The 21352-nt window shown below is 39.4% G+C and carries 22 protein-coding genes; 10 read left to right on the top strand and 12 right to left on the bottom strand.

Annotated features, from left to right (window positions below; translation table 11 throughout):
• The first annotated feature begins 18 nt into the window (after positions 1 to 18).
• The 4 genes from ACGEDC_RS21265 to ACGEDC_RS21250 all read left to right on the top strand — a co-directional run bounded on the left by ACGEDC_RS21265 (position 19) and on the right by ACGEDC_RS21250 (position 2901).
• A complete protein-coding gene (locus ACGEDC_RS21265) occupies positions 19 to 888 on the top strand; it encodes a 6-carboxytetrahydropterin synthase (protein WP_394495658.1) in 870 nt (289 codons plus the stop codon).
• Between the two features lie 300 nt (positions 889 to 1188).
• Positions 1189 to 2049, top strand: a complete 861-nt coding sequence (locus tag ACGEDC_RS21260; protein WP_055026303.1) for a M23 family metallopeptidase — start codon at positions 1189 to 1191, stop codon at positions 2047 to 2049.
• A gap of 88 nt (positions 2050 to 2137) precedes the next feature.
• On the top strand, positions 2138 to 2296 hold the full coding sequence (locus tag ACGEDC_RS21255) for a hypothetical protein (RefSeq protein ID WP_394495655.1): 159 nt from the start codon (positions 2138 to 2140) through the stop codon (positions 2294 to 2296).
• A gap of 8 nt (positions 2297 to 2304) precedes the next feature.
• Positions 2305 to 2901 (top strand): DUF4344 domain-containing metallopeptidase, encoded by a 597-nt coding sequence (locus tag ACGEDC_RS21250; protein WP_394495653.1) that lies wholly within the window; start codon positions 2305 to 2307, stop codon positions 2899 to 2901.
• A gap of 104 nt (positions 2902 to 3005) precedes the next feature.
• Here the strand turns inward: ACGEDC_RS21250 and ACGEDC_RS21245 are convergent, their stop codons facing one another.
• Positions 3006 to 3563: a VOC family protein gene (locus tag ACGEDC_RS21245; protein ID WP_394495651.1), complete on the bottom strand. Its 558-nt coding sequence runs from the start codon at positions 3561 to 3563 to the stop codon at positions 3006 to 3008.
• A 53-nt stretch (positions 3564 to 3616) separates the two neighbouring features.
• Positions 3617 to 4123, bottom strand: a complete 507-nt coding sequence (locus ACGEDC_RS21240; RefSeq protein WP_065107784.1) for a L,D-transpeptidase family protein — start codon at positions 4121 to 4123, stop codon at positions 3617 to 3619.
• Between the two features lie 181 nt (positions 4124 to 4304).
• Between ACGEDC_RS21240 and ACGEDC_RS21235 the strand changes: the two genes are divergently transcribed.
• Positions 4305 to 5153: an ion transporter gene (locus ACGEDC_RS21235; protein ID WP_055026300.1), complete on the top strand. Its 849-nt coding sequence runs from the start codon at positions 4305 to 4307 to the stop codon at positions 5151 to 5153.
• Positions 5150 to 6664, top strand: coding sequence for an MATE family efflux transporter (locus ACGEDC_RS21230; protein ID WP_394495648.1), 1515 nt, complete (start codon positions 5150 to 5152; stop codon positions 6662 to 6664). Before ACGEDC_RS21235 ends, ACGEDC_RS21230 begins: the two co-directional genes overlap by 4 nt.
• Before the next feature lie 96 nt (positions 6665 to 6760).
• Here the strand turns inward: ACGEDC_RS21230 and ACGEDC_RS21225 are convergent, their stop codons facing one another.
• The 4 genes from ACGEDC_RS21225 to ACGEDC_RS21210 all read right to left on the bottom strand — a co-directional run bounded on the left by ACGEDC_RS21225 (position 6761) and on the right by ACGEDC_RS21210 (position 11547).
• A complete protein-coding gene (locus tag ACGEDC_RS21225) occupies positions 6761 to 6973 on the bottom strand; it encodes a DUF2986 domain-containing protein (protein WP_055026310.1) in 213 nt (70 codons plus the stop codon).
• A gap of 427 nt (positions 6974 to 7400) precedes the next feature.
• Complete coding sequence (locus ACGEDC_RS21220) at positions 7401 to 7676, bottom strand: hypothetical protein (protein ID WP_394495645.1); 276 nt, start codon at positions 7674 to 7676, stop codon at positions 7401 to 7403.
• A 204-nt stretch (positions 7677 to 7880) separates the two neighbouring features.
• A complete protein-coding gene (locus tag ACGEDC_RS21215; protein ID WP_394495643.1) occupies positions 7881 to 8237 on the bottom strand; it encodes a glutathione S-transferase N-terminal domain-containing protein in 357 nt (118 codons plus the stop codon).
• A 199-nt stretch (positions 8238 to 8436) separates the two neighbouring features.
• Positions 8437 to 11547 carry a DUF748 domain-containing protein gene (locus ACGEDC_RS21210; RefSeq protein WP_394495641.1) on the bottom strand — a complete coding sequence of 1037 codons (3111 nt, stop codon included), beginning with the start codon at positions 11545 to 11547 and terminating at the stop codon, positions 8437 to 8439.
• Positions 11548 to 11851: 304 nt separating this feature from the next.
• On the opposite strand from ACGEDC_RS21210, the gene ACGEDC_RS21205 reads away from it, so the two are divergent.
• The 4 genes from ACGEDC_RS21205 (at position 11852) to ACGEDC_RS21190 (ending at position 13905) form a co-directional block, all read left to right on the top strand.
• Complete coding sequence (locus ACGEDC_RS21205) at positions 11852 to 12283, top strand: GNAT family N-acetyltransferase (RefSeq protein WP_055026295.1); 432 nt, start codon at positions 11852 to 11854, stop codon at positions 12281 to 12283.
• A 92-nt stretch (positions 12284 to 12375) separates the two neighbouring features.
• A complete protein-coding gene (locus ACGEDC_RS21200; RefSeq protein WP_080917476.1) occupies positions 12376 to 13077 on the top strand; it encodes a DUF445 domain-containing protein in 702 nt (233 codons plus the stop codon).
• 263 nt (positions 13078 to 13340) lie between these two features.
• Positions 13341 to 13691: a VOC family protein gene (locus tag ACGEDC_RS21195; RefSeq protein ID WP_055026293.1), complete on the top strand. Its 351-nt coding sequence runs from the start codon at positions 13341 to 13343 to the stop codon at positions 13689 to 13691.
• Positions 13660 to 13905, top strand: a complete 246-nt coding sequence (locus ACGEDC_RS21190; protein WP_394495638.1) for a DUF1289 domain-containing protein — start codon at positions 13660 to 13662, stop codon at positions 13903 to 13905. The genes ACGEDC_RS21195 and ACGEDC_RS21190 overlap by 32 nt, the downstream gene beginning before the upstream one ends.
• Positions 13906 to 14061: 156 nt before the next feature.
• On the opposite strand, the gene ACGEDC_RS21185 is transcribed toward ACGEDC_RS21190, so the two are convergent.
• The 6 genes from ACGEDC_RS21185 to ACGEDC_RS21160 all read right to left on the bottom strand — a co-directional run bounded on the left by ACGEDC_RS21185 (position 14062) and on the right by ACGEDC_RS21160 (position 21344).
• On the bottom strand, positions 14062 to 14556 hold the full coding sequence (locus tag ACGEDC_RS21185) for a GNAT family N-acetyltransferase (RefSeq protein WP_394495635.1): 495 nt from the start codon (positions 14554 to 14556) through the stop codon (positions 14062 to 14064).
• Positions 14557 to 14604: 48 nt separating this feature from the next.
• Complete coding sequence (locus ACGEDC_RS21180; protein WP_394495633.1) at positions 14605 to 14832, bottom strand: hypothetical protein; 228 nt, start codon at positions 14830 to 14832, stop codon at positions 14605 to 14607.
• Positions 14833 to 14960: 128 nt separating this feature from the next.
• On the bottom strand, positions 14961 to 16625 hold the full coding sequence (gene asnB, locus ACGEDC_RS21175) for an asparagine synthase B (protein ID WP_394495631.1): 1665 nt from the start codon (positions 16623 to 16625) through the stop codon (positions 14961 to 14963).
• A 458-nt stretch (positions 16626 to 17083) separates the two neighbouring features.
• Positions 17084 to 18757, bottom strand: coding sequence for a M28 family metallopeptidase (locus ACGEDC_RS21170; RefSeq protein WP_394495629.1), 1674 nt, complete (start codon positions 18755 to 18757; stop codon positions 17084 to 17086).
• 299 nt (positions 18758 to 19056) lie between these two features.
• Positions 19057 to 19803 (bottom strand): HAD-IIA family hydrolase, encoded by a 747-nt coding sequence (locus tag ACGEDC_RS21165; RefSeq protein ID WP_055026288.1) that lies wholly within the window; start codon positions 19801 to 19803, stop codon positions 19057 to 19059.
• 164 nt (positions 19804 to 19967) lie between these two features.
• Positions 19968 to 21344, bottom strand: coding sequence for an L-serine ammonia-lyase (locus ACGEDC_RS21160; protein ID WP_055026287.1), 1377 nt, complete (start codon positions 21342 to 21344; stop codon positions 19968 to 19970).
• Positions 21345 to 21352: the final 8 nt, after the last annotated feature.

Genomic DNA, 21352 nt, shown 5'->3' with positions numbered 1-21352 from the left:
TTCTGCCTAGGAGCTTTAATGCAATTGTTTGTAAAAGATTTAACCGTTATTGATTTCTCTTATTTGTGTCCAATTCGCGGCATGGTGGGAGAAAGCTGGATTGTCGATGTATTGCTTGATGGCGGTCTGGATGAGCAGAATATGGTTTTGGACTTTTCAAAAGTTAAAAAAACCATTAAAAATACCATCGATGATGTCGCAGACCACCGCCTATTAATTCCTACAGCATGCAGTGAAGTGAGATGGCAGCAAAAGGGTGACAGAGTTTGGATGGATTTTTCAAGCCAACAAGGTGACATTCATCTTGCGTGTCCGTCACAAGCATTTGCACTTGTGCCTACCGAAGTGATTGACTTTGAAAGTGTTAATTCATTCTTAATCAAAGCGCTACGTGAAGCTTTACCTGATAATGTTGAAGGTATTAGCTTAACGCTTCGTAATGAAGTGTTAGATACGCCTTACTACCATTACAGTCACGGTCTTAGAAAGCACGACGGCAATTGCCAGCGTATCGCCCACGGACATCGTAGTCCAATTACTGTATTTGAAAATGGTATTGCAGCACCTAAATGGGATCAATATTGGGCCGATAGATGGCAAGATATATATTTAGGAAGTGAAGAAGATATTGTTGATGTAAGCACTCTGTCTTTATCAAAGCAAGCTAAAGTGAATGATGCAACTCATTACGGCTTTCACTATCAAGCCCCCCAAGGTGACTTTCAGCTTGCTATGCCTAAATCTTGCTGTGACATCATTCCCCATGACACCACAGTGGAGTTATTGGCACAATTTTTAGCAGAGTCTATGTCAAAACAGTCACCTGATTCAGAATTTAAAGTGATTGCCTTTGAAGGTATTGGCAAAGGTGCTATTGCTGTTAAGTAGCTTGTTTTACAAAGCTTAATAGAGTCAAGATGCTCTATTAAGCTTTATACATTTTTCAAATCAACATCCCCTGATTAGTTCTTTTAGCCTTACAAGAATCCTTTTATTCTCTTTTTAATCTATCTTTTGTCTAAAAAGAGTGCTGTCTTGAATGGGTTAACTTTCGCTCATGATTAACAGTTTGAATCTATTAGTTTAAAACCATACTATTGTATTAATTGGCTGAAAATATGCCTATTCGTTAATTCTTTAACGACCTGAATCTAAATAGAATACATATACATTAGGAATGCATCGTACATGTCTGACAATAAATGTAAAAAGTTTTGTGTGCTTTCACTGCTGAGTGCTAGTTTTATCGCTTTTACCGCTCATGCTCAAATCCAGCTTCAGGGACAATTTGAACAAGGTGCACTGATCCGAGGCGCTGTTCCTGAAGGTAGTGTTGTAAAACTTAATGGCGAAGCGATTCAAGTGACGCCTCAAGGCAAGTTTGCGTTTGGATTTGAACGAGATGCCGCTAAAGAGCAAATGCTCGAAGTGGTATATCCGGACGGATTAACTGAATTAAAACCAATGACGGTCAAAGCAAAAGAATACAAAATTGATCGCGTCACTGGTATCAGTAAAAAAATAATGAAGCCGAACCCAGCTGCACAAGAACGCGCTGCTAAAGATGCGAAACTAACTCGCACGGCAAGAAATACATTTAGTGAACAAACGGCGTTCATGCAGGATTTTATCTGGCCTGTTACAGGGCGTATATCAGGGGTTTATGGAAGCCAGCGTGTATACAACGGTAAACCAGGCAATCCGCATTATGGTGTGGATGTGGCAAGACCAACAGGAACCGTTGTTGTTTCACCTGCCGATGGCGTGATTACTCTAGCTGAACCTGACATGTTTTATTCAGGCGGCACGCTTATTATTGATCATGGTTATGGTATTAATTCTACATTTCTGCATTTAAGTAAGTTGTATGCCAAAGTCGGTGATGTAGTGAAACAAGGGCAAAATTTAGCTGAGATTGGTGCAACAGGACGCGCTACTGGCCCACACCTTGATTGGCGCATAAATTGGTATCAAATGCGTTTAGATCCTGTCACCGTCGTGCCACCGATGTCAGAAATATTAGCTGCTGAGAAAGCTATAAAAGAATAAAATTATCGATACAAATATTGATATAAATAATAAGTTAAGCCGCTGCTAAGTGTAGCTATTTATCACAGGGCGATGTAAGGAGATTATTATGAATAAATTATTGCTCGCCCTAATAATACCGATTTATTTGTTATCTGGTGTTAGCTTAGCATCTGAAAAAGCGAAAGTGAGTGTAACTTATTTGTCTGCAAGTAAAGCTGATTTACGTTATCAAGGTATAATAAAAAAAGTGAAATTAATCAGTTAGTACAAGCATTGGCTGAAACCTACTTCACTTTTAACAATCCTCTGCTGATTGAGTATGGGAGCCAAGATGGCCCTTTATATGACCCCAACTCTCACACCATTCACATCCCGTACTCATTTATCGTCGATTCAATAGACTATTTTAGCCAAAATGCTTATAAGGCCGAGCTTGCTGACTCAGCGGAGCAAGCCGCAGTCGATGCGTTATTACATACGCTACTCCATGAGATTGCTCATGCTTATATTGCTGATAATGGTATTCCAATATTGGGCAAAGAAGAGGATGCTGCAGATAACTTTGCCGCTATTATCATGCTTAATTATATTGATGCTGGCGATGATGCCTTACTCAATGCAGGAGATTTGTTTGCTTTAGAATCAGAGCACCGCCCTGATTTTTATGAGCTAGGCGAGTATATCGATGAGCATAGTTTTGATTTACAAAGGTACTTTTCAAGCCTGTGTTTAGTCTATGGCTCTGAACCAGAAAAGTATCCGGCATTACTGAATGAAATTGAAAAGGATTATCGAGTTGATAGAAAGTCGTTTTGTATTGAACACTTTCAAGTCATGACAAAAAACTGGCAAGGTTACTTTGCTCACTAAATAAACCTATCCTATTAAATTCATGTTAAACATTAGCCACAGAGTCAACCTAACAAGTTTGTGGCTAGTGTTTTTGTATGACAAATGGCGGATAAAGAAAGACCTTATTGCTCACTAGCAATAATAGTTTCAATGCTATGAGGGTGAACTTTAATACAAATACCGTCTTTCTTAAAAGCAATCGTAGGGTTTGCTAATCGCTCATTATCGCCTTGAGGTGAGCTTAACTTCACTTTGATATCAGTTTTTCCTTCAATAATAGCCGTTATTGACGGGACTTTTCTTGATAAATCCGAGATGAGCGCTTCACAAGTGGTTGCAGTAGTGGGTAAGACAAGTTCAATATGCTCCCAGCCTTCTTGAGGGTAAACCTTATCTGAAGGAAAGGGCAGCTCTACACATGGCACGCTAGCACCATTTAATTGCATTGGTGTATGTAATTTTATGATTAGGATAGGACGACCGTTAATCATATTGTTTGATATCACTTGGCCAGCTTGCTTAAATGCGTCAACAAGTAATTCAGCTTTCTCCTTGCTATTAACTCTCAGGGCGCAATGATCGCACTTTAGAGCTAAGTCTGCTAAACCTAATTGATGTAGGAAGTGAGTGATGCGCTGGTTAAATTCAGGCCAGCTTTGCTGTAACTGAGCATAATTCATTAGGGATCCTGAAGGTGTTTTTATGGTTATAAGGTGGAAAAACGACGAACAGGCTAAGGCCAAATTTCAATGGGAGTACCTTCTTCGATAACTCGCCACAATTCGTCCATCTCTTTATTCGTTACAGCAATACAGCCATTGGTCCAGTTAAACTGTTGCGCTTGCTCAGGTGTTAAAGGTGAGTTGGGGTTTTGGCCATGGATCATGATCATACCACCAGGACTGACCCCTAAGGCACTTGCTCGCAGGCGATCTTCTTCATTTGGGTAAGAGATATGGATAGATTTATAAAAAGCACTATCAGATTTTTTATAATCTAACGTGTATCTTCCTTGAGGCGTTCGTTGGTCGCCTTCTTTAAGCTTATGTCCTTGAGGGGTATCGCCCATGGCAATGCGGTAGGTTTTTAGCTTTTGACCTTGATGGTAAATCGACATACTTGATTCAGATTTATTCACCACGACGAGGTCTACTTTTGCTTTAATAAGTTGATCGACTGAAGCATTGACGAAAGTAGGCGTGATAATGGCGAGCAAAAAGAGGTATTTAACCAAGTACATGAAGTCTCCAAAAGCAGTTTTTTCGATATGTTTATTATTAATAGTGTTAACATGAGGTTAATTCGTTAAGCAATCTAGCAGAAGCATCAATAATTGTCATAATGAATTTATTATTTACAAAGATAATACCGTATTTTTCATATTATGCGGTACTTAATTAATGGTCATTTTTGAGTGAACTATGACGTCAGAAGAAAAGCAAGACACGCCATTAAAACGGCATATACGCTCTGTCATATTTGGTACGGAAACTAAGCTAGGTCGATGGTTTGATATCGGACTCATCATTTGTATTTTATTCAGTGTATTACTGATAATTTTAGATACCATCGACAGTTATCATCAACAATATGGCCAAGCAATTTACTATGCTGAATGGGCGTTTACTTGGCTATTTACGATTGAATACTTGTTGCGGCTTTATGGCTCAATCAACCGCTGGGCATATATGCGTAGTTTTTACGGTATTGTCGACTTACTGTCGATTTTACCGAGTTTTTTAGCATTGATATTCCCAGGGGCAAACGTCTCATTAGCGTTCAGGATATTAAGGCTATTTAGGGTATTTAGAGTATTAAAATTATTGCGCTACCTCAGTGAAGGAAACTTGCTGCTAAAAGCGATGATTCAGTCTCGTAGGAAAGTGTTTATTTTCTTCTTTTCAGTGAGCTTGATCATAATGGCATTAAGCGTCGTAATGTATGTGGTTGAAGGGCCAGGAAATGGGTTTACTTCAATTCCAAAATCGATGTATTGGACCATAGTGACTATCACAACCGTTGGTTATGGCGATATCACGCCACAGACTAATTTAGGTCAGGCGATTGCTTCACTTACCATGCTAATTGGTTATTCAATTATTGCGATTCCTACAGGAATATTAACCGCTGAAATATCACATGAAATGGTTGCTGAGCGAGATTTAAGAAAGTGCAGCAATTGTGGTACTCGTGGCCATAATTTACAGGCTTTATTTTGTCATCACTGTGGTAGTGAATTAGAGCAACATCAATCAGAAGGGAAATCATGACCGAAGCTAAGTTTGTTCAAGGGTCGATTTTAAAGCACATTTTAGTCATGAGCTCAACGGCGGCAGTGGGAATTTCAGCGCTGTTTGTGGTCGATTTATTAGATATCTTTTTCTTAAGTTTATTGGGCGAAGTGGAGTTAGCTGCTGCGGTTGGCTATGCTGGCGCTATTTCATTTTTTACGACATCAATCGGCATAGGGTTGTCGATAGCACTGGGTGCACTGGTATCGAGAGCCGTTGGTGCTAAGAACATGGTTCTGGCTAAAAGGATGCTATTAAACAGTGCCGTTGTCTCGTTAATCACCAGTGTATTTGTTGCCATTACGGTATTTATTTTTATTCCTGAGTTACTTGCATTGGTAGGAGCTACTGGCGAAACCGCTTTACTTGCTGAGAGTTATCTTCGCATTTTAGTTCCTTCTTTACCTTTTATTTGTTTAGCGATGGCGCTTGGTGGGGCACTAAGAGCCATCGGTGATGCCAAGCTCTCTATGATGTCTACACTTGCAGGTGGTGGGGTTAACTTAGTCCTTGATCCTATTTTCATCTTTGCATTAAGTATGGGAATTGAAGGGGCAGCTGTAGCGTCAGTATTTGCTCGTATTGCGGTATTTGTTATTTCTGCTCGCGGTATTGTAGTTAAACATAAAATGTTGGGTAAATTTAATCGCCAACATTTTGTGGAAGATATTCGAACTATTTTTGCCATTGCTTTACCTGCAATGCTAACCAATGTGGCGACACCGATAGGTAATGCAGTAGTAACTAAAGCCATTGCAGACTTCGGTGATAGTTATGTAGCTGGTTGGGCTGTGTTAGGACGATTAATCCCTGTGTGTTTTGGGATGATTTTTGCTCTTAGTGGCGCAGTGGGGCCAATTATCGGCCAAAACTATGGCGCACTTGAGTTTGGCCGAGTCAGAGAAAGCTTAACAAAAGCCATTCAATTTTGTGTGGTATTTGTATTAGGTGTGTCGATTATTTTATTTGCCCTTAAACATCAAATTGTGTCGGCATTTGATATGCAAGGAGAGGCTGAGGAACTGATTTTATTCTTTTGTAATTATATCGCTATCTTCTTTATATTTAATGGCATTTTATTTGTTGCTAATGCTTCATTTAACAATTTGGGTAAAGCGAAATACTCAACTTTCTTTAATGTAGGTAAAGCTACTATAGGTACAATTCCATTTGTGTATTTTGGCGCCCAAATTGGTGGGGTGTATGGCGTACTGATCGGACAGGCGGTTGGCTCTATTTTATTTGGTATCGGTGGGGTTTGGGTTGGTTATCGACTCATTGATAAAATTACCAATAAAGAGCATGAACAAAAACTGCATCAACAAGCCCAACAAACCGAAGACAGTGAAATAGAACTGGAAATGAGTCCTAGCTCTTCACCGCAATCGTCATCTTATGTGCATTTAGCCCAGCTAAATGAAGAGCCTTTGTGTGAAGAGATTATTCGAGATGGTGATTTAGACAACCCTTTATCATCAAAAGATAAGTAACTTATATTTCAAAATAAGGCCTATTAAATAATAAAGCCCAGAAACTATGACGTTTCTGGGCTTTATTTTTATCTAATTAGATAACAAATACTGCGGTTATTTTTCTTCAGCTTGGGCTTGTTCAGGCGAGGCTTCAGCTTGTGCCGCTTCAGCTAATTTCTGCTGCTCTTCTAATTCCATTTGAGCGCGAACGGCTTTCGAGATATACCCCACTTTTGGATTTTTTTGTGGGTTATCTTTAACGATTTTATTTTGCTTCGCTTTAGCCCGCTTAGCGGTCTTTTTGATCATTTGCTGTTTTCTGTTCATGGGACTTGCTAACTCGCTTAATGGTGCCGGTGGCACTTTACTGTCTAACTCACAACTACAATAGTGCCTCATAGTTGCTTTAAATGATTAAGCTAAGTTTAGCTCAAACTGGCTGCAGGATATAGTTAAACTACTTATATAATCTATAGTGGGCGAATAAAGCACTGTTGAATCAGTTAATGCCGCTTTAAATTAAGCAATAGGATACTTAGTTATAGATTAATGGATATTTGAAGTTAAGGCGTTCATTAAAAGTTGCGGCTGAATTTTTCAATATCTTCAGCAGTTGCACCGTCATTGCATTCGCCACGGATTTCTCCACGGCCTTCACTCACACTTCGGTTAAGGATCATGTAACCTTCTTTACAGTAACCAGTCATGTCGATGGTTTTTTGTAAACCGACTTCAACTTGTTGACCCCAAAGCTCTAATCGTTCTGCACGCTGTTCTTGCTCAATGGCATAACTTCGTGCGTTTTGGCGGCGGCGATCGATTCTTTGTTGGTGGGGAGTGGGTCTTCAATGCCACGGTCACTTGCCGTTGCAACTTTTGCTTTGTAAGTAAAAAGCTTAATACCTTCACCTTTTATGGAAGTGCTAAATTTATCTTTGAATTGTCCTGCATAAGCTTCAGGCTCCAAAGGGGCAGAAGTACATGCAGTTAATAAAACAATACTGATTGCAATAGCAAAAATCTTTAGCACCTGAATATCCCTTTACCTATTTCTAAAATCAACTGGGTCTATTAAAAACGAAATTTATTTTTATTGATAGTTATTTATAACGAATTGAGCACTTCGCTATTGGTGAGAAGAGTGTCAATTAACAAGGTGTTATCCCGCCTGTAAAGAAGCTATATCGCAGTCTACAAAAGTAAACTGCGATCATAGGTTTTACTGACGTTTTGACTATGCGTATTGCTTTTCTAGGTAAGCAATAATGTCATTGGATTCATACATCCACTGAGTTTGTCCATCTTTGTTTATTTTTAAGCAAGGCACTTTTAGTTGGCCACCTTGCTCAATGAGCTGCTGCTTATTGGCATCTTGTTTGGCATCGACAATCGCTATTTCTAAACCTTGTCTGCGAATCGCACGGCGTACTTTGACGCAAAATGGACATGCCGCGTACTGGTAAAGGGCTAAACCTTTTGTTTGCTCATCGATTTTTGCTTGCTCTGCAACTGGGCGCTGACGTTTTTTACCTGGAAATATAAAGTTAGCTAATAAGATAATACGACCGAGGATCCAACGAATAACAAACATACTGCTTCCTTTTTAAACTGGATGAATCAATTTAATTATATTTGTGGATGAATGCAGCATATAAAAGTGCACTTACATTCAAATTTAGCGACAGTTTACGTGATGTTATTCACAGATAATAGTCACTTGTGAGCCTTAACGTGTTTATCCTTGCAGGTTAAGGCTCAATTGCATTACTAGGATTAGATGTTCGGCAATGTTAATTAGCATCTAAAGTAAGTATTGCCTGTGCTTCTGATTCTTCCATATGCACTCGGCTTTCAAGAATGAACACTCTACTTGGGTCAATCAGTGCTTGCTCAACCAAATAGGTTTTAACCGCTTTAGCACGTTGCTGGGCAAGTTGACCCAGTGCAGATTCAGTAACGTTTTGTTGATTCAGCGTTAAATTATACAGCGCGATATGCCATCTTGTTGCTAGTTCTTCTGCTGTAATTTCTGGTGTTTCAGCTTGTATTTGTTGTTTGATGAGTTGTGGATCTTGTTGAGTTTCATTTTGATATAGGTTCATTAATGCTGTCACTAACTCACCTTGAGTTGGAAATTGACTCGCAGATAAATTGGCTGGCAGTTCACTTATATCGAGCTTGGCGAGTGCAGCTAGTTTACTGTGCAGTTGTTGCTGCTGCAGCGCTTGTTGGTCGTTAACTAAATCAACGCTACCTTTAATGTTTAGCATCAATAATGGACGGTCATTCAGTGCACTTGCTAGTTTACTAAGTGTCGATTGTTGATTGGCATCAATGATGGCTTGACCATATTCAAAACTTACCTTATCCATTTCTTCATCACTATCAACAAGACCTGCAAGTAACGAAAATGGGGCCGTAATCGCTTTAGTTATCACATTGGTAATGGCCGTCATGATGATGCTGCCAAAACTAAAGCTTGGAGAATCCAAGTCACCATCTACATTGACACCTAAATCAATCACCCCGTGCCTGTCTTGTAATAAAGCAATAGCTAGGGTGATTGGCAGTGAGGTCGCGAGTGAACTATTACTTGGCTTACCTAGCTGTAACTGATCAACAACTAAATGATTGCTACCCACTAATTGATTGTTTTCAAGCTTGTAGTTAAGAGCCAATGAGAGTTGGCCTTTATCAATATAATATCCAGCATAGGTTCCTGAATAAGGATTGATTGAGGTTAATTCTACTTTGTTAAAAGCAAGATTAAGATCTAGATATGGATTAGCAAGTAACGGGTTAACATCCCCTTTTAAAGTGACAGGCGCATACTTATCAATTTTACCTTCAAGATTCACTGATGCTCTTGTTTGTGGATTGGTTGAAATTTGGGTGATTTCGCCTGTTAGCTGCTCAATACCTGAAGCAAAATTAGGTGTAAGTGAGTTATCCGCAAAGAAAGCAGAGCTCTCTTTTAATCCGATACGGTTAATGCTAATAGCGAAAGCTGGCTCAGTTGAGCCTGTTGAACTGAGTTCGACATCAATAGGCGCTTCTTTTGACGCCGTGTCTGATTGGTCAATATCTTCAACCCCCTTACTGGCTGGCTGTACGATTAAGTCAGCAATATTTGTACTTCTGTCTTCAGCAATGACTAAGCGACTAAATAACTGGTTAAATTGGATTTCATCGATTAATAATGATCTTGCTAAATTATCGAATGTAAGCTGGTTTATCTTCATTGCATCCCAGTTGAGTAAGGGCTGCTTTAATACGTTATCTTTTATTTTTAAATCTAATACCGATGCTTGCCCTTTAAAAATGAGCTTTTGCTGATTGTTGGCACTTACGTGGCCCTTTGTATTAAATAAACCATCCTCTAAGGTGATATTCATAAAAGGAGCAATGTAAGGTTGTAGCTTGGTGAGATCCATATTCTGGTAATCAATATCAGCTTCAATGCTCATCAAGTTCGCATCGATCTGGCCTTGTGAGGCGAACTGGCTTTGGTCGTTAATCGATAAATCAAGTTGATAGTCAATCGGCACAGATAAATCTGATTTGATAACACCTGTTGATAAATTGATATTGGATATCTTCCAGAAATTACTCGTTTTGTTTGCCACACTTTCTGTGAGTTCAAACTGGTAATCATTAAGTTTGAATTGATGTAGCGTGACCAGCCATTGTTGCGCGCTGTTGTTATTGTCATGGCTCTTGAGATTATTGGCCGTAGCTTGGTTATCCGGTGCGTTATCTTTACTGTGTGTATTAACTGCTTGCTGCTGTTTAGGAGTGAACAACTCAACTAAGTTTATTCGTTTAGGCGCAACCGTTAACCAAAAGTCAGCATTGTTGGTTGTTAATAATGGGATATCGATGAGTTTGTCTTTAGAAGAAGCACTAAGACCTTCTAATGCTAATAAACTTATGGTTGCGACATTACGTTCAGTATCTTTTGTGACGATATTATCAAGTGCAATATCAGTATTAGTGAGCTCAATATTAACGGGTAATTCTGATGAGTCGACATTTGCCTCAAGTTGAGCGGCCACTGGTTCAGAAATGGCAAAATCAGTTGAAACATTCAAGTTTGCTGACGTTAATGACACATCAAACATACTGTCAATGAATGACCAATATTGCGGCAAAGTAATTTGAGTCAATGTAACCTGACCATTGGCTAATATAGGCGACAATTGAAATTGAGTGTTTAACGCTAAAACGCCTTTTTTATCATCAGTGATAGACAGGCTAATTTTATTAGCATCGACTGAATTAGCCAGTAAGGCATCGGTTCTAATCAATTGACCGTTAATTGTGATATTAGGGTAGGTAAGGCTTGATTGTGTTACCTTATCGTCAAAGTTAACACGCGCTTTGTTTAACTCAAATCGGTTAAGGTGAAGTGCTATCGGCGTTGCTTGATTGTCGCTTTCTGTTGGTTCAGAACTGTTGTTATTAGCCGCTAAAGTATCGAGAATATCGGAAAAGTTAAATTGGTTTGAAGGGGTATTTAGGCGGGTGACTGCCCACTGGCTTCCTTCAATAGTGAGATAATCTAATGTTACGTTAAGATTAAATAACGACTGCCAAAAGAGAAAATCAACCGATAGCGTTTCGATAGAAATGAAGTCAGTTGTGCTGTCTTTCTCCACGATAGAAAAACCATATAAGCTGGCTTCAAAAGTAAATGGGTTGATTTTAATATCTTCAAGGCTCACTTGTCTGCCAAGTTGTTCCTCAAGAATTTTTGGAAGCTGTTTTGAGGCAATAAACGGAACCAGTAAACCTAAAGTCAAAATAAATAATAAGTAAATAAATGAAATTGTTATCGCAGCCTTTTGGTAACGAGGGCAATTTGAATAGGCGAGCTTCATTTTAGTCAACAACGACATCATAGTACGACTGCTTCTTTTGGTTTTAGACAGTGAATATTTTGACATTTTATCTAATTTATCGTTCAGTTACTTGCTTGTTTAAATATTTTTACAAAAAAGATTCACTTTTGTTTTTAAATGGACAAAAGTAGTATTTCAATTTAAGCTAATGTATTAATGAGATTTTTATTTTAAAATTGAGCTGACTGTTCTGCTATGACAGTAGAATAAACTCTCATCTGACTTATTTCGCAATTGAGCTGTATCATTCAGTAGCGATAAAGGATGGCAAGTGAACAGCAACAACATTTTCAAGGACGAAACAATGCAAATCCGCCTGGCTTCAGAGTTTGATACCGATGTATTGGTCAATTTATTTGATGAATACCGTCAAAGTATGGGGTTTAAATCTGAACCAAAAAATTGTCGAAATTTTGTGAGAACTCGTCTACAAGAAAATGATTCGATGATATTTTTGGCTTGGGAACAAGAGCATTGCCTAGGCTTCATCCAACTTTACCCGTCTTATTCTTCTTTATTACTAAAACCTGTTTGGTACTTTGACGATGTTTATGTCGACTCAGCCAGACGTGGCGAAGGCATTGCCGCTAAACTCATTGCTAAGGCCAAGTTATTAGCTGATGGTACTGAGGTTATTTTGGTTAAACGAACTAAAGTGCTCGATAACGAACTCGAGAAAAACTTAACTAACATGACCGAGACAGAAGGGATGTACTTATACCATTCCGATATGTAAGTGAGCGTTGATTTAATTAGCTTGTAAACTAGCATCTAGCCTTTGGAAATTGATAAAATGCCAAAGGTTTTTTTATGTCTGAGAGTTTTAGCTTGAATAAGAGTTTAGTCACTAACATCATTGCTGCATTATTTGTATTGGTAGGTTATGTTGCCGCTTTACCTATGGTGTTCACTATAGGGTTATTTGCGTTATCTGGTGCGATAACAAATTGGTTAGCTGTGCATATGCTTTTTGAAAAAGTCCCTGGTTTGTATGGTTCTGGTGTGATCCCTTCACGGTTTGAGGAGTTTAAAGCAGGCATTAAGCATTTAATGATGTCGCAATTTTTTACTCAAGAAAATATTGACCGCCTGTTAACAGAGAACAGTGCATCAGCCATTGATTTAACGCCAGTGATCGACAAAGTTGATCTTGAACCGTCATTTGATGCGTTAGTTAATACGGTAGAAAACTCTTCATTTGGCGGAATGCTGTCGATGTTCGGCGGTACTGAAGCCCTAATACCTTTAAAAGAGCCTTTTATTGAAAAGATGAAAGCGTCATTAACTGAACTAACACAGAGTGAAGAGTTCAATCAGATTTTAGTTAATGAACTTGAACAGCCCAACGTGATGGCTGATCTGCAAGCTAAAGTATCTAACATTGTCGATCAACGTTTGGATGAGTTAACTCCAACAATGGTTAAAGATATTGTTCAAGAAATGATACGTAAACATTTGGGCTGGCTAGTGGTGTGGGGCGGTGTTTTTGGCGGTGTCATCGGGGCAATAGCAGCAGTGCTTCAGGCCTAAAACAATTCGTTATTTATCACGCTAACAGCCTCTGTTAAGTGTGTATTTGGCGCTATTTAAATGCTTCAAATATTACCTCAGCCACCTTTACTAAGGTGGCTTTATATTCCATTATTTTCATCAATCTGGACAGTAAGTTCAGTTGAGTTATTCGACATCCGTTGATAAATCCACTATTTTGGATAATCAGAATCAACTTTTTCGACATCTTATCGCTTAATTTGGGCTGGATGACCATTTCGCCAATAACTAAGGGAATTCTTATGTCAAATCATCATAAAGTCAATTACTTAGAAATACCGGTTAACGACCTTACTAAAACAAAAACGTTTTTTTCTGACGCTTTTGGTTGGCACTTTAAAGATTATGGCCCTGAATACAGCTGCTTTTTGGACGTTGGCATTGATGGTGGTTTCTATTTATCATCAACTCACTTTAACCTTGAAAAAGGTTGTCCGTTAATCGTGCTTTATAGTCAATGCCTTGAAACCAGTGAACGTAAAATTTTGGCTGCTGGTGGATTGATTACTAAAGCTGTATTTAGCTTTCCTGGTGGGAAAAGGTTTCATTTTAGTGATAATAATGGCAACGAATATGCCGTTTGGTCAGAGTAAAATGGCCAACTTAAAGACTAATAACATTGCTGAAAATCAACAAAGTACGATCGTTAATTCACCTTGTATCGGCAATTGCTGTTTAGATGAGCAAGATGTGTGTTTGGGTTGTCACCGAAGGTTAGATGAAATATTGGGGTGGCATAAAATGACCGACAACCAAAAAAGAGAGCTTATACAGGCACTATCTCAACGATCAACGGTGCCTAAATGAATTGACTTCTAGGTGAATTATTACCTTCTGAAGTGGTTAATTGATAAACCCACCGATACATTACAAACATATGTGAGGGCAAACTAAGTAGCAGTTGAGACGACGAAGTGTTTGCTCTATCTCATTATTTCAAAATATTGTTATTTCAAAATATTGTTATTGCTCAGTCTCAGTTTTAAATAAGCTAAACCCACGAGCTTGATAATTTTTTAAGGCGCTAGGATGGTCTAAAGAGCACGTATGTACCCATACTCGCTTAGTATTTGGTAATGCCCAAGCTTGCTTTATAGCTTCACTAAGTAAGTAGCCGCCCATTCCCTTACCGATAAACCTTACTCCTAGTCCAAAGTACATTATTTCAACTTGGCCGTTGGTTTGCTGTTGCAGCTCAAAATAGCCTGCTGGTGAACCTTCAAAATAAGCAACATACAAATGTAAGTGAGGATCTTCGCTATAGCTTTTCCATTGTTGCTCTGACCAGCCCAATTTGTCGGTCCACTCCCACGCTTCCCCAACAAACTGATATAGAAACCGATTGAATTCAAACTGGGGAAGCTTGGCTTTAGTGACAATTAAACCTTTAGCATCTGATTTTGCGTTTATTTGACTTGTATGGGTCATTTCTAAATGAAAAATTGTCACATCAGACATGGAAAACCTTTAAAAATAGCTGGAGCAGTGATTATAAGATTGCAGATATCAACTTACTGGTTCTAAAGGCGAATTATCTTTAATCATGACTAAAACTGCAATATAAATTAGTGCTAAAGGTGGAAAGAATGCGAGTAAGAAGCCAATCGCTGTGGCTAACTTAGGTGAAGAGGTTTTTTTACTCCCTAATTTATAACTGCTCCATGTAATATAAATGGTAAATGGCACCCAAAGCACCACCAGTAATTGTCCAATAAAAGCGGCATTAATTGACATTATTTAATCCTTTAAATATTGAGTTTATAAGTAACTGTTAAACTAGCATTGAAAATATAGCATAAAAACAAGCATAAAAAAGCCATCGACAGTCGATGGCTTTTTTATTAATAGGTTATTTATAACAACTAATAAGCACTGTCATGGACGTTTTTAACAGCACGACCTGAAGGGTCATTAATGCCTTGTAAACTCTCATCCCAAAGTAATGCTTCAGGTGTAGAGCAAGCGACCGTTTTCCCGCCCGGTACTGTTTCTGCTGCAGATTCTAATGGGAAGAACTCTTCAAAGAAGCAACGATAGTAATAGGCTTCTTTTGATTCTGGCGTGTTGTACGGGAATCTAAATTTAGCGTTGGCTAATTGTAAATCATCCACTTGCTCTGCAGCGATGTCTTTAAGGCCATCAATCCAAGAGTAACCAACACCATCACTGAATTGCTCTTTTTGACGCCAAACAACTTCATGTGGCAATGCATGTTCGAATGCTTCACGTAAAATGTTTTTCTCAATACGACCTTCTTTTGACATTTTAGCTTCAGGATTGATACGCATAGCGACATCCATAAACTCTTTGTCTAAAAATGGAACACGTGTTTCTAGTCCCCAAGCCGCCATGGCTTTGTTTGCTCGTAAACAATCAAATAGGTGTAATTTATCGAGTTTACGTACTAACTCTTCGTGGAATGCTTGTGCATTAGGTGCTTTATGGAAATATAAGTAACCGCCAAATAATTCATCAGCGCCTTCGCCTGAAAGCACCATTTTAATGCCCATAGCTTTAATTTTACGGGCCATTAAGTACATTGGTGTCGCTGCACGAATAGTCGTAACGTCATAGGTTTCAAGGTGATAAATAACTTCTTTAATCGCATCTAACCCTTCTTGGAAGGTGAAATGGATTTCGTGGTGAATTGTGCCAATTGCATCGGCCACTTTTTGAGCTGCGATTAAATCTGGTGCGCCTTCTAAACCAACAGCAAATGAATGTAGTTGTGGCCACCAGGCATCGGTTTCGCTGTCATTTTCAATACGACGTTTAGCAAAGGTTTGCGTAATTGCCGAAATAACTGATGAATCTAACCCGCCTGATAACAATACACCATAAGGTACATCTGACATTAATTGACGTTTAACCGCAGCTTCTAAAGCATCTCGCAATTCTTCTTTACTCGCGGCATTGTCTTTTACTGCTTCAAAATCTTGCCAATCACGTTGGTAGTATTGGGTTAATCCTGCGTCTTTAGAATAGTGGTAATGGCCTGGTGTAAACTCTTCTACTGTTTTACATACCGGCATTAACGCTTTCATTTCTGATGCGATGTAATAGTTACCTAGACTGTCACGACCAGAATAAAGCGGGATAATGCCCATATGATCACGGCCAACTAGAAATGCATCTTGTGCTTTATCGTAGAGCACAAACGCAAAAATGCCGTTTAGTTTATCTAAAAAATCGACGCCGTATTCTTGATATAAAGCTAAAATCACTTCACAGTCTGAGTTTGTTTTATAACGGTATTTTTCGCCTAGCTCTTCTTTTAGCTGTTTATGGTTATAAATCTCACCATTTACTGCCAGTACAATGTTGTCATCTTCACTAATTAGCGGTTGTGCGCCGTGGTCAACGTCAACAATCGCCAAACGTTCATGTGCCAAAATTGCTTTATCGTCAGCATAAACACCTGACCAGTCGGGTCCACGGTGGCGCAGTAGCTTAGACATTTCTAAAGCCACTTGACGCAATTCTTTTGCGTCTGATTGAATATCTAATATTGAAAAAATTGAACACATAATTTGGCTCCAGAATCGCTATATCTACACTTAATAATCTTTATCTGGAAATTACTTTGACAGCATTTTTCTCAAGGTTCAACTGTGATTTTTGAATAATCGTCAATATTATTAGGTTTTTAGTTGGTTAAATCTGTTTTTGTTAGCCTTGTTTTTGAGGTTTATCTATTTTTTTGTTGCTACCATTGATGAATATTTATTTTGACAGGGCAGATAGCCCAAGAATTTTAAGATTGTGGAATCGAAAGTGATTAAATTTTTCAGGTATTTTAATAGGGGAGGCTTGAGGTAGTTTTATACAAAAAATCCCTTGAGGTATACAAACTCAAGGGATATTAATTAAAGATACTGTTAATACGACTTATATTGTTAAAGGCCAATGCTATTAACTCATTGCAGGATTAACTCAATGTGCGATTAGCTCAATATGTTATTAATTCCTGCAAAATTAGCAAAGGTTAGTCCTGTGCTGGTCTAAGCGAATTAAATTCCGAACCTTGATAATAGCCAGGCCAATCATCGTTATTGGCTAAAGATTTCGCTGATTCAAAATACACGGCTAAATCTTGTAAAGCGCCAGAAAGGTCCCAGTCTTCATGATAATGATCGCAAACACTGTGATAGCATCCTTTCATTTTTTGTTGCATCGCTTTTTTATACTCTGCAGTTTCGTCATCTAGCGGAATACTACCGCCACCAGCAAATACCGCTGGTACGCCTAATTTTGCAAAGCTGAAATGATCTGAGCGGAAAAATCCTCCTGATGCAGGGTTACGTTCGCGAGTTGCGTGACGGTTTTGTTTATTTGCAGCATCAATTAAATAGCGCTCAAGTTCTGACTGGCCTTTGCCAACAATGGTGTAATCTTGCGTCTTGCCATAAACATTAGTGCTATCAAGGTTGAATACCGCAACGGTTTTATCAATCGGGTAGATTGGATTTGCAGCATAGTAACGCGATCCCAACAGCCCTTGTTCTTCACCTGTTGTTGCTATAAAAGTTAATGAACGTTTCACGCCTTGGCCATTTTTGGCTTGTGCAGCAAATTGACGTGCAATTTCCATTATCCCAGCTGTTCCCGAGGCATTATCTAATGCACCGTTATAGATGTTATCGCCATCTTTGCTTGGGTCTATACCAATGTGATCCCAGTGAGCTGTAAATAGAATGTGTTCATCGCTTGCTTCAGTTCCCTCAAGAGTTGCAACCACATTATAGCTGTCAGCGTATTCAGCCTTACTGGTAAATTGAATATCTGCGGTTTGATTTAACTCAAGATGAATCGCGCTATCTGCAGCACGTGCCATTAATGGCTCCAATTCAAAACCGGCTTTTTTGAACAAGGCATTAGCGCTTTCCATTGTCATCCAACCTTCAACAGCAACGCGTTTATCTTGCTCGGCTTGATTTAAGACAAGATCTTGTTGTGCACCAGTCCAGCTGTTTTCAACAACAGACCAAGGGTAAGATGCAGGAGCCGTATCATGGATTATGATTGCACCTAATGCACCTTGACGACTGGCTTCTTCAAACTTATAGCTCCAGCGGCCGTAATACGTCATTGCTTTGCCGTTGAATTTATCTGACTCTGGGTGAGCAAAACCTGGATCGTTAACTAAAATGACCGCTATCTTGCCTTTCATATCAAGGTTTTCATAATCATTCCATTGATACTCAGGTGCATTAACTCCGTAGCCAACAAACACCAAAGGCGCATCTTTAATATTAACCCCACCTTTATCGTGACGGCTTCCCAGTACGATATCTTGGCGATAATGCATATCAATGTCCGCCAAGCTGATAGCTTGGTCTTCACTTGCGGTATAACTTACCATAGGAACCGGTTGTAAAAAGCTGCCTTGATAAGCGCCTGTTAAACCCATTTCAGTAAATGCTGCAGATAGGTAATCAAGGGTGAGTTTTTCTCCTTTTGTTGTCGGGGCGCGGCCTTCAAACTCATCTGATGATAAGGTCTTGATATCGTTTCTAAAACGAGATTCATTAAACGTTACTTTTGTATCTGTAGATACCGCTGAGGTGTTTTTATCCGCTTGGCTCGGAGCAGTAGGGGCATTTTGTGGGCTACAAGCCGTGATAAGTGCTAACGCACAAAATGGCAGCAATTGCTTCATAGGTTGTCCTATTGTTATTTTTAGTCTTAATCCGAGTTAAAACCGCTCAATGTAGTAGAAATGCAGTTTTACTATGCAGGCATAATGAATCAAGCCTATATTGCATTCAATAGAGAAGGCTTGAAATTATGTTACCTAATGTTAATCAGAGAAATTTTCAGTTTTTTAAACTGTTAAATAACTTTTTTGCTGATGTAAATATGGGATTATGCTAGTTAGCCTCTGAGATCTTGATACCTAAGAGGCTAATTTTAGCTGAGTGGATGACTTGAGTAGATAAATGGAGTTTTTGTCGGAAATTAAACGACGTCAATATCGCCAGCACATTTAAACACATGATTAGGCCTGAACGGTTCTTTGTCGATATCTGCCATTTGGCTGACACCACTGGTGACTAGAATCGTTTCAAGACCCGCTTGAAAACCTGCCAATATATCGGTGCGCATGTTATCGCCAATAATGACGGTATTCTCTGAATGGCCTTTAATGTGGTTTAACGCTGATCGAATAATCCATGAGCTAGGTTTGCCCACATAAAATGGCTTTTTACCGGTAATGCGTTCAATTGGTGAGCATAAAGCGCCACAAGCAGGGCTGTATGCTGGACCATGAGTGTCGGGGTTTGTAGCAATAAAGCGAGCACCATCAGCGATAAAACGGGACGCTTTGTGGATCATGTCCCAGTTAAATGAGCGAGTTTCACCAACAATCACAAAGTCAGGGTTAATATCAGTAATCGTAAAGCCAGCATTATAAAGCTCGTGAGTCAGGGCGCCTTCACCAATAACGTATGCTTTACTGCCTTTTTGGTGCTTTAAAAAGTCTGCCGTTGCCATTGCAGAAGTGTAAAAGCTACTTTCAGGAACATTAATGCCAGCAGCGCCAAGGCGGTTTTGTAAATCTTTTCCTGTTTGAACAGGGTAGTTGGTAAGAATAACCAGTGGATTGCCTTGCTCGAGCACTCTGTGGATAAATTTATCACTTCCGGGGATCAGTTTATTGTCGTGCAGTAAAACGCCATCGATATCGCAGATAATATTTTTCATTGATTACTCTTTATTGATGAATGCTTTCATCATCTAAAGGCATTTTTATGTAAAAAACAATCGTAGTGTTCATGATTTAAGCAAAAAAAGCGAAAGTGAGCTTTGGAAGAGGGATGCGGAACCATTTTTGGTGATTCCGCAAAAAACAATTTATTGTGGATAGGTTAACACTCAACGATATTGACTGCTAAGCCACCTTTGGCCGTTTCTTTGTACTTACTACGCATGTCTTTACCGGTGTCCATCATTGTTTTTATCACTTTATCAAGTGTGACCTTATGGTTACCGTCGCCACGCAATGCCATACGAGAGGCGTTAATTGCCTTTACAGCGCCCATTGCATTACGTTCAATACATGGTACTTGCACTAATCCGCCAACAGGATCGCATGTTAATCCAAGATTATGCTCCATACCGATTTCTGCCGCATTCTCTACATGCTCTACAGTGCCGCCCATAATTTCTGTTAGTGCTGCAGCTGCCATTGAACAAGCGACGCCCACTTCGCCTTGACAACCCACTTCAGCACCAGAAATAGAAGCATTTTTCTTATACAAAATACCGATAGCAGCGGCAGTCAATAAGTAGCGGCAACATACATCAATGTCCACTTCTTGCACAAAGGTGTGATAGTAGCAAAGCACTGCTGGAATGATGCCAGCTGCGCCATTAGTCGGAGCGGTGACGACGCGATCGCCTGCAGCGTTTTGTTCATTGACTGATAACGCAAATAAATCGACCCAATCCATTGCTGTTAATGGATCCATATTATTACGGCCTTCGGCTTGTAAGCGGCGATATAAAGCGGGTGCACGTCTACGAAGTTTAAGGCCACCAGGTAGCATGCCTTCTTTTTGATAACCACGTTCGATGCAGTTTTTCATCGTTTGCCAGATGTCCCATAAGCCCTGTTTTACCTCTTCTTCAGAAGCAATACTCAGTTCATTGGCCATCATTAATGACGAAATGCTTAAACCATTTTCACAACACACATCAAGAAGTTGCGTGGCTGAATCAAAATCATAAGGGGCTGATTTTATCGGTGTTGCAGGTGAGGCATTCGTTTGGGTGATTTCATCTTCATCTAGAATAAAACCGCCACCGACAGAATAATAAGTACGTTCATAGATACAGCTGCCTTCGCTATATGCATATAGCGTCATTGCGTTGGCGTGAGCAGGTAAACTTTTACGACGATGATAAGTAATCCCGTTATCACGGGTAAATTTGACTGTTCGTCCATCTGCAATCGTTAGGGTTTGATTGGCTGATACTTGCTCTAAAATGGCGTCGATGGTGTCAGTATCAACGGTATCAGGATCTTCGCCCATTAATCCAAGAATGACCGCTTTACCTGTACCGTGACCTTTACCCGTTTGGCCTAAAGAGCCAAATAATTCAGAGCGTAATTCATCGGTTTGCGCAAGTATATTTTGTGCAGCTAAGTGCTGCATAAATAACTTACCAGCCTTCATTGGACCGACAGTATGGGAGCTTGATGGTCCAATACCGATTTTAAACATGTCAAATACACTAATCATTGTTATCA

Source organism: Shewanella sp. ENK2 (assembly GCF_043568515.1).
Taxonomy (GTDB): domain Bacteria; phylum Pseudomonadota; class Gammaproteobacteria; order Enterobacterales; family Shewanellaceae; genus Shewanella; species Shewanella japonica.
The sequence above is the reverse complement of the archived record's forward strand: the minus strand, read 5'-3'. Positions and strand labels throughout refer to the sequence as shown.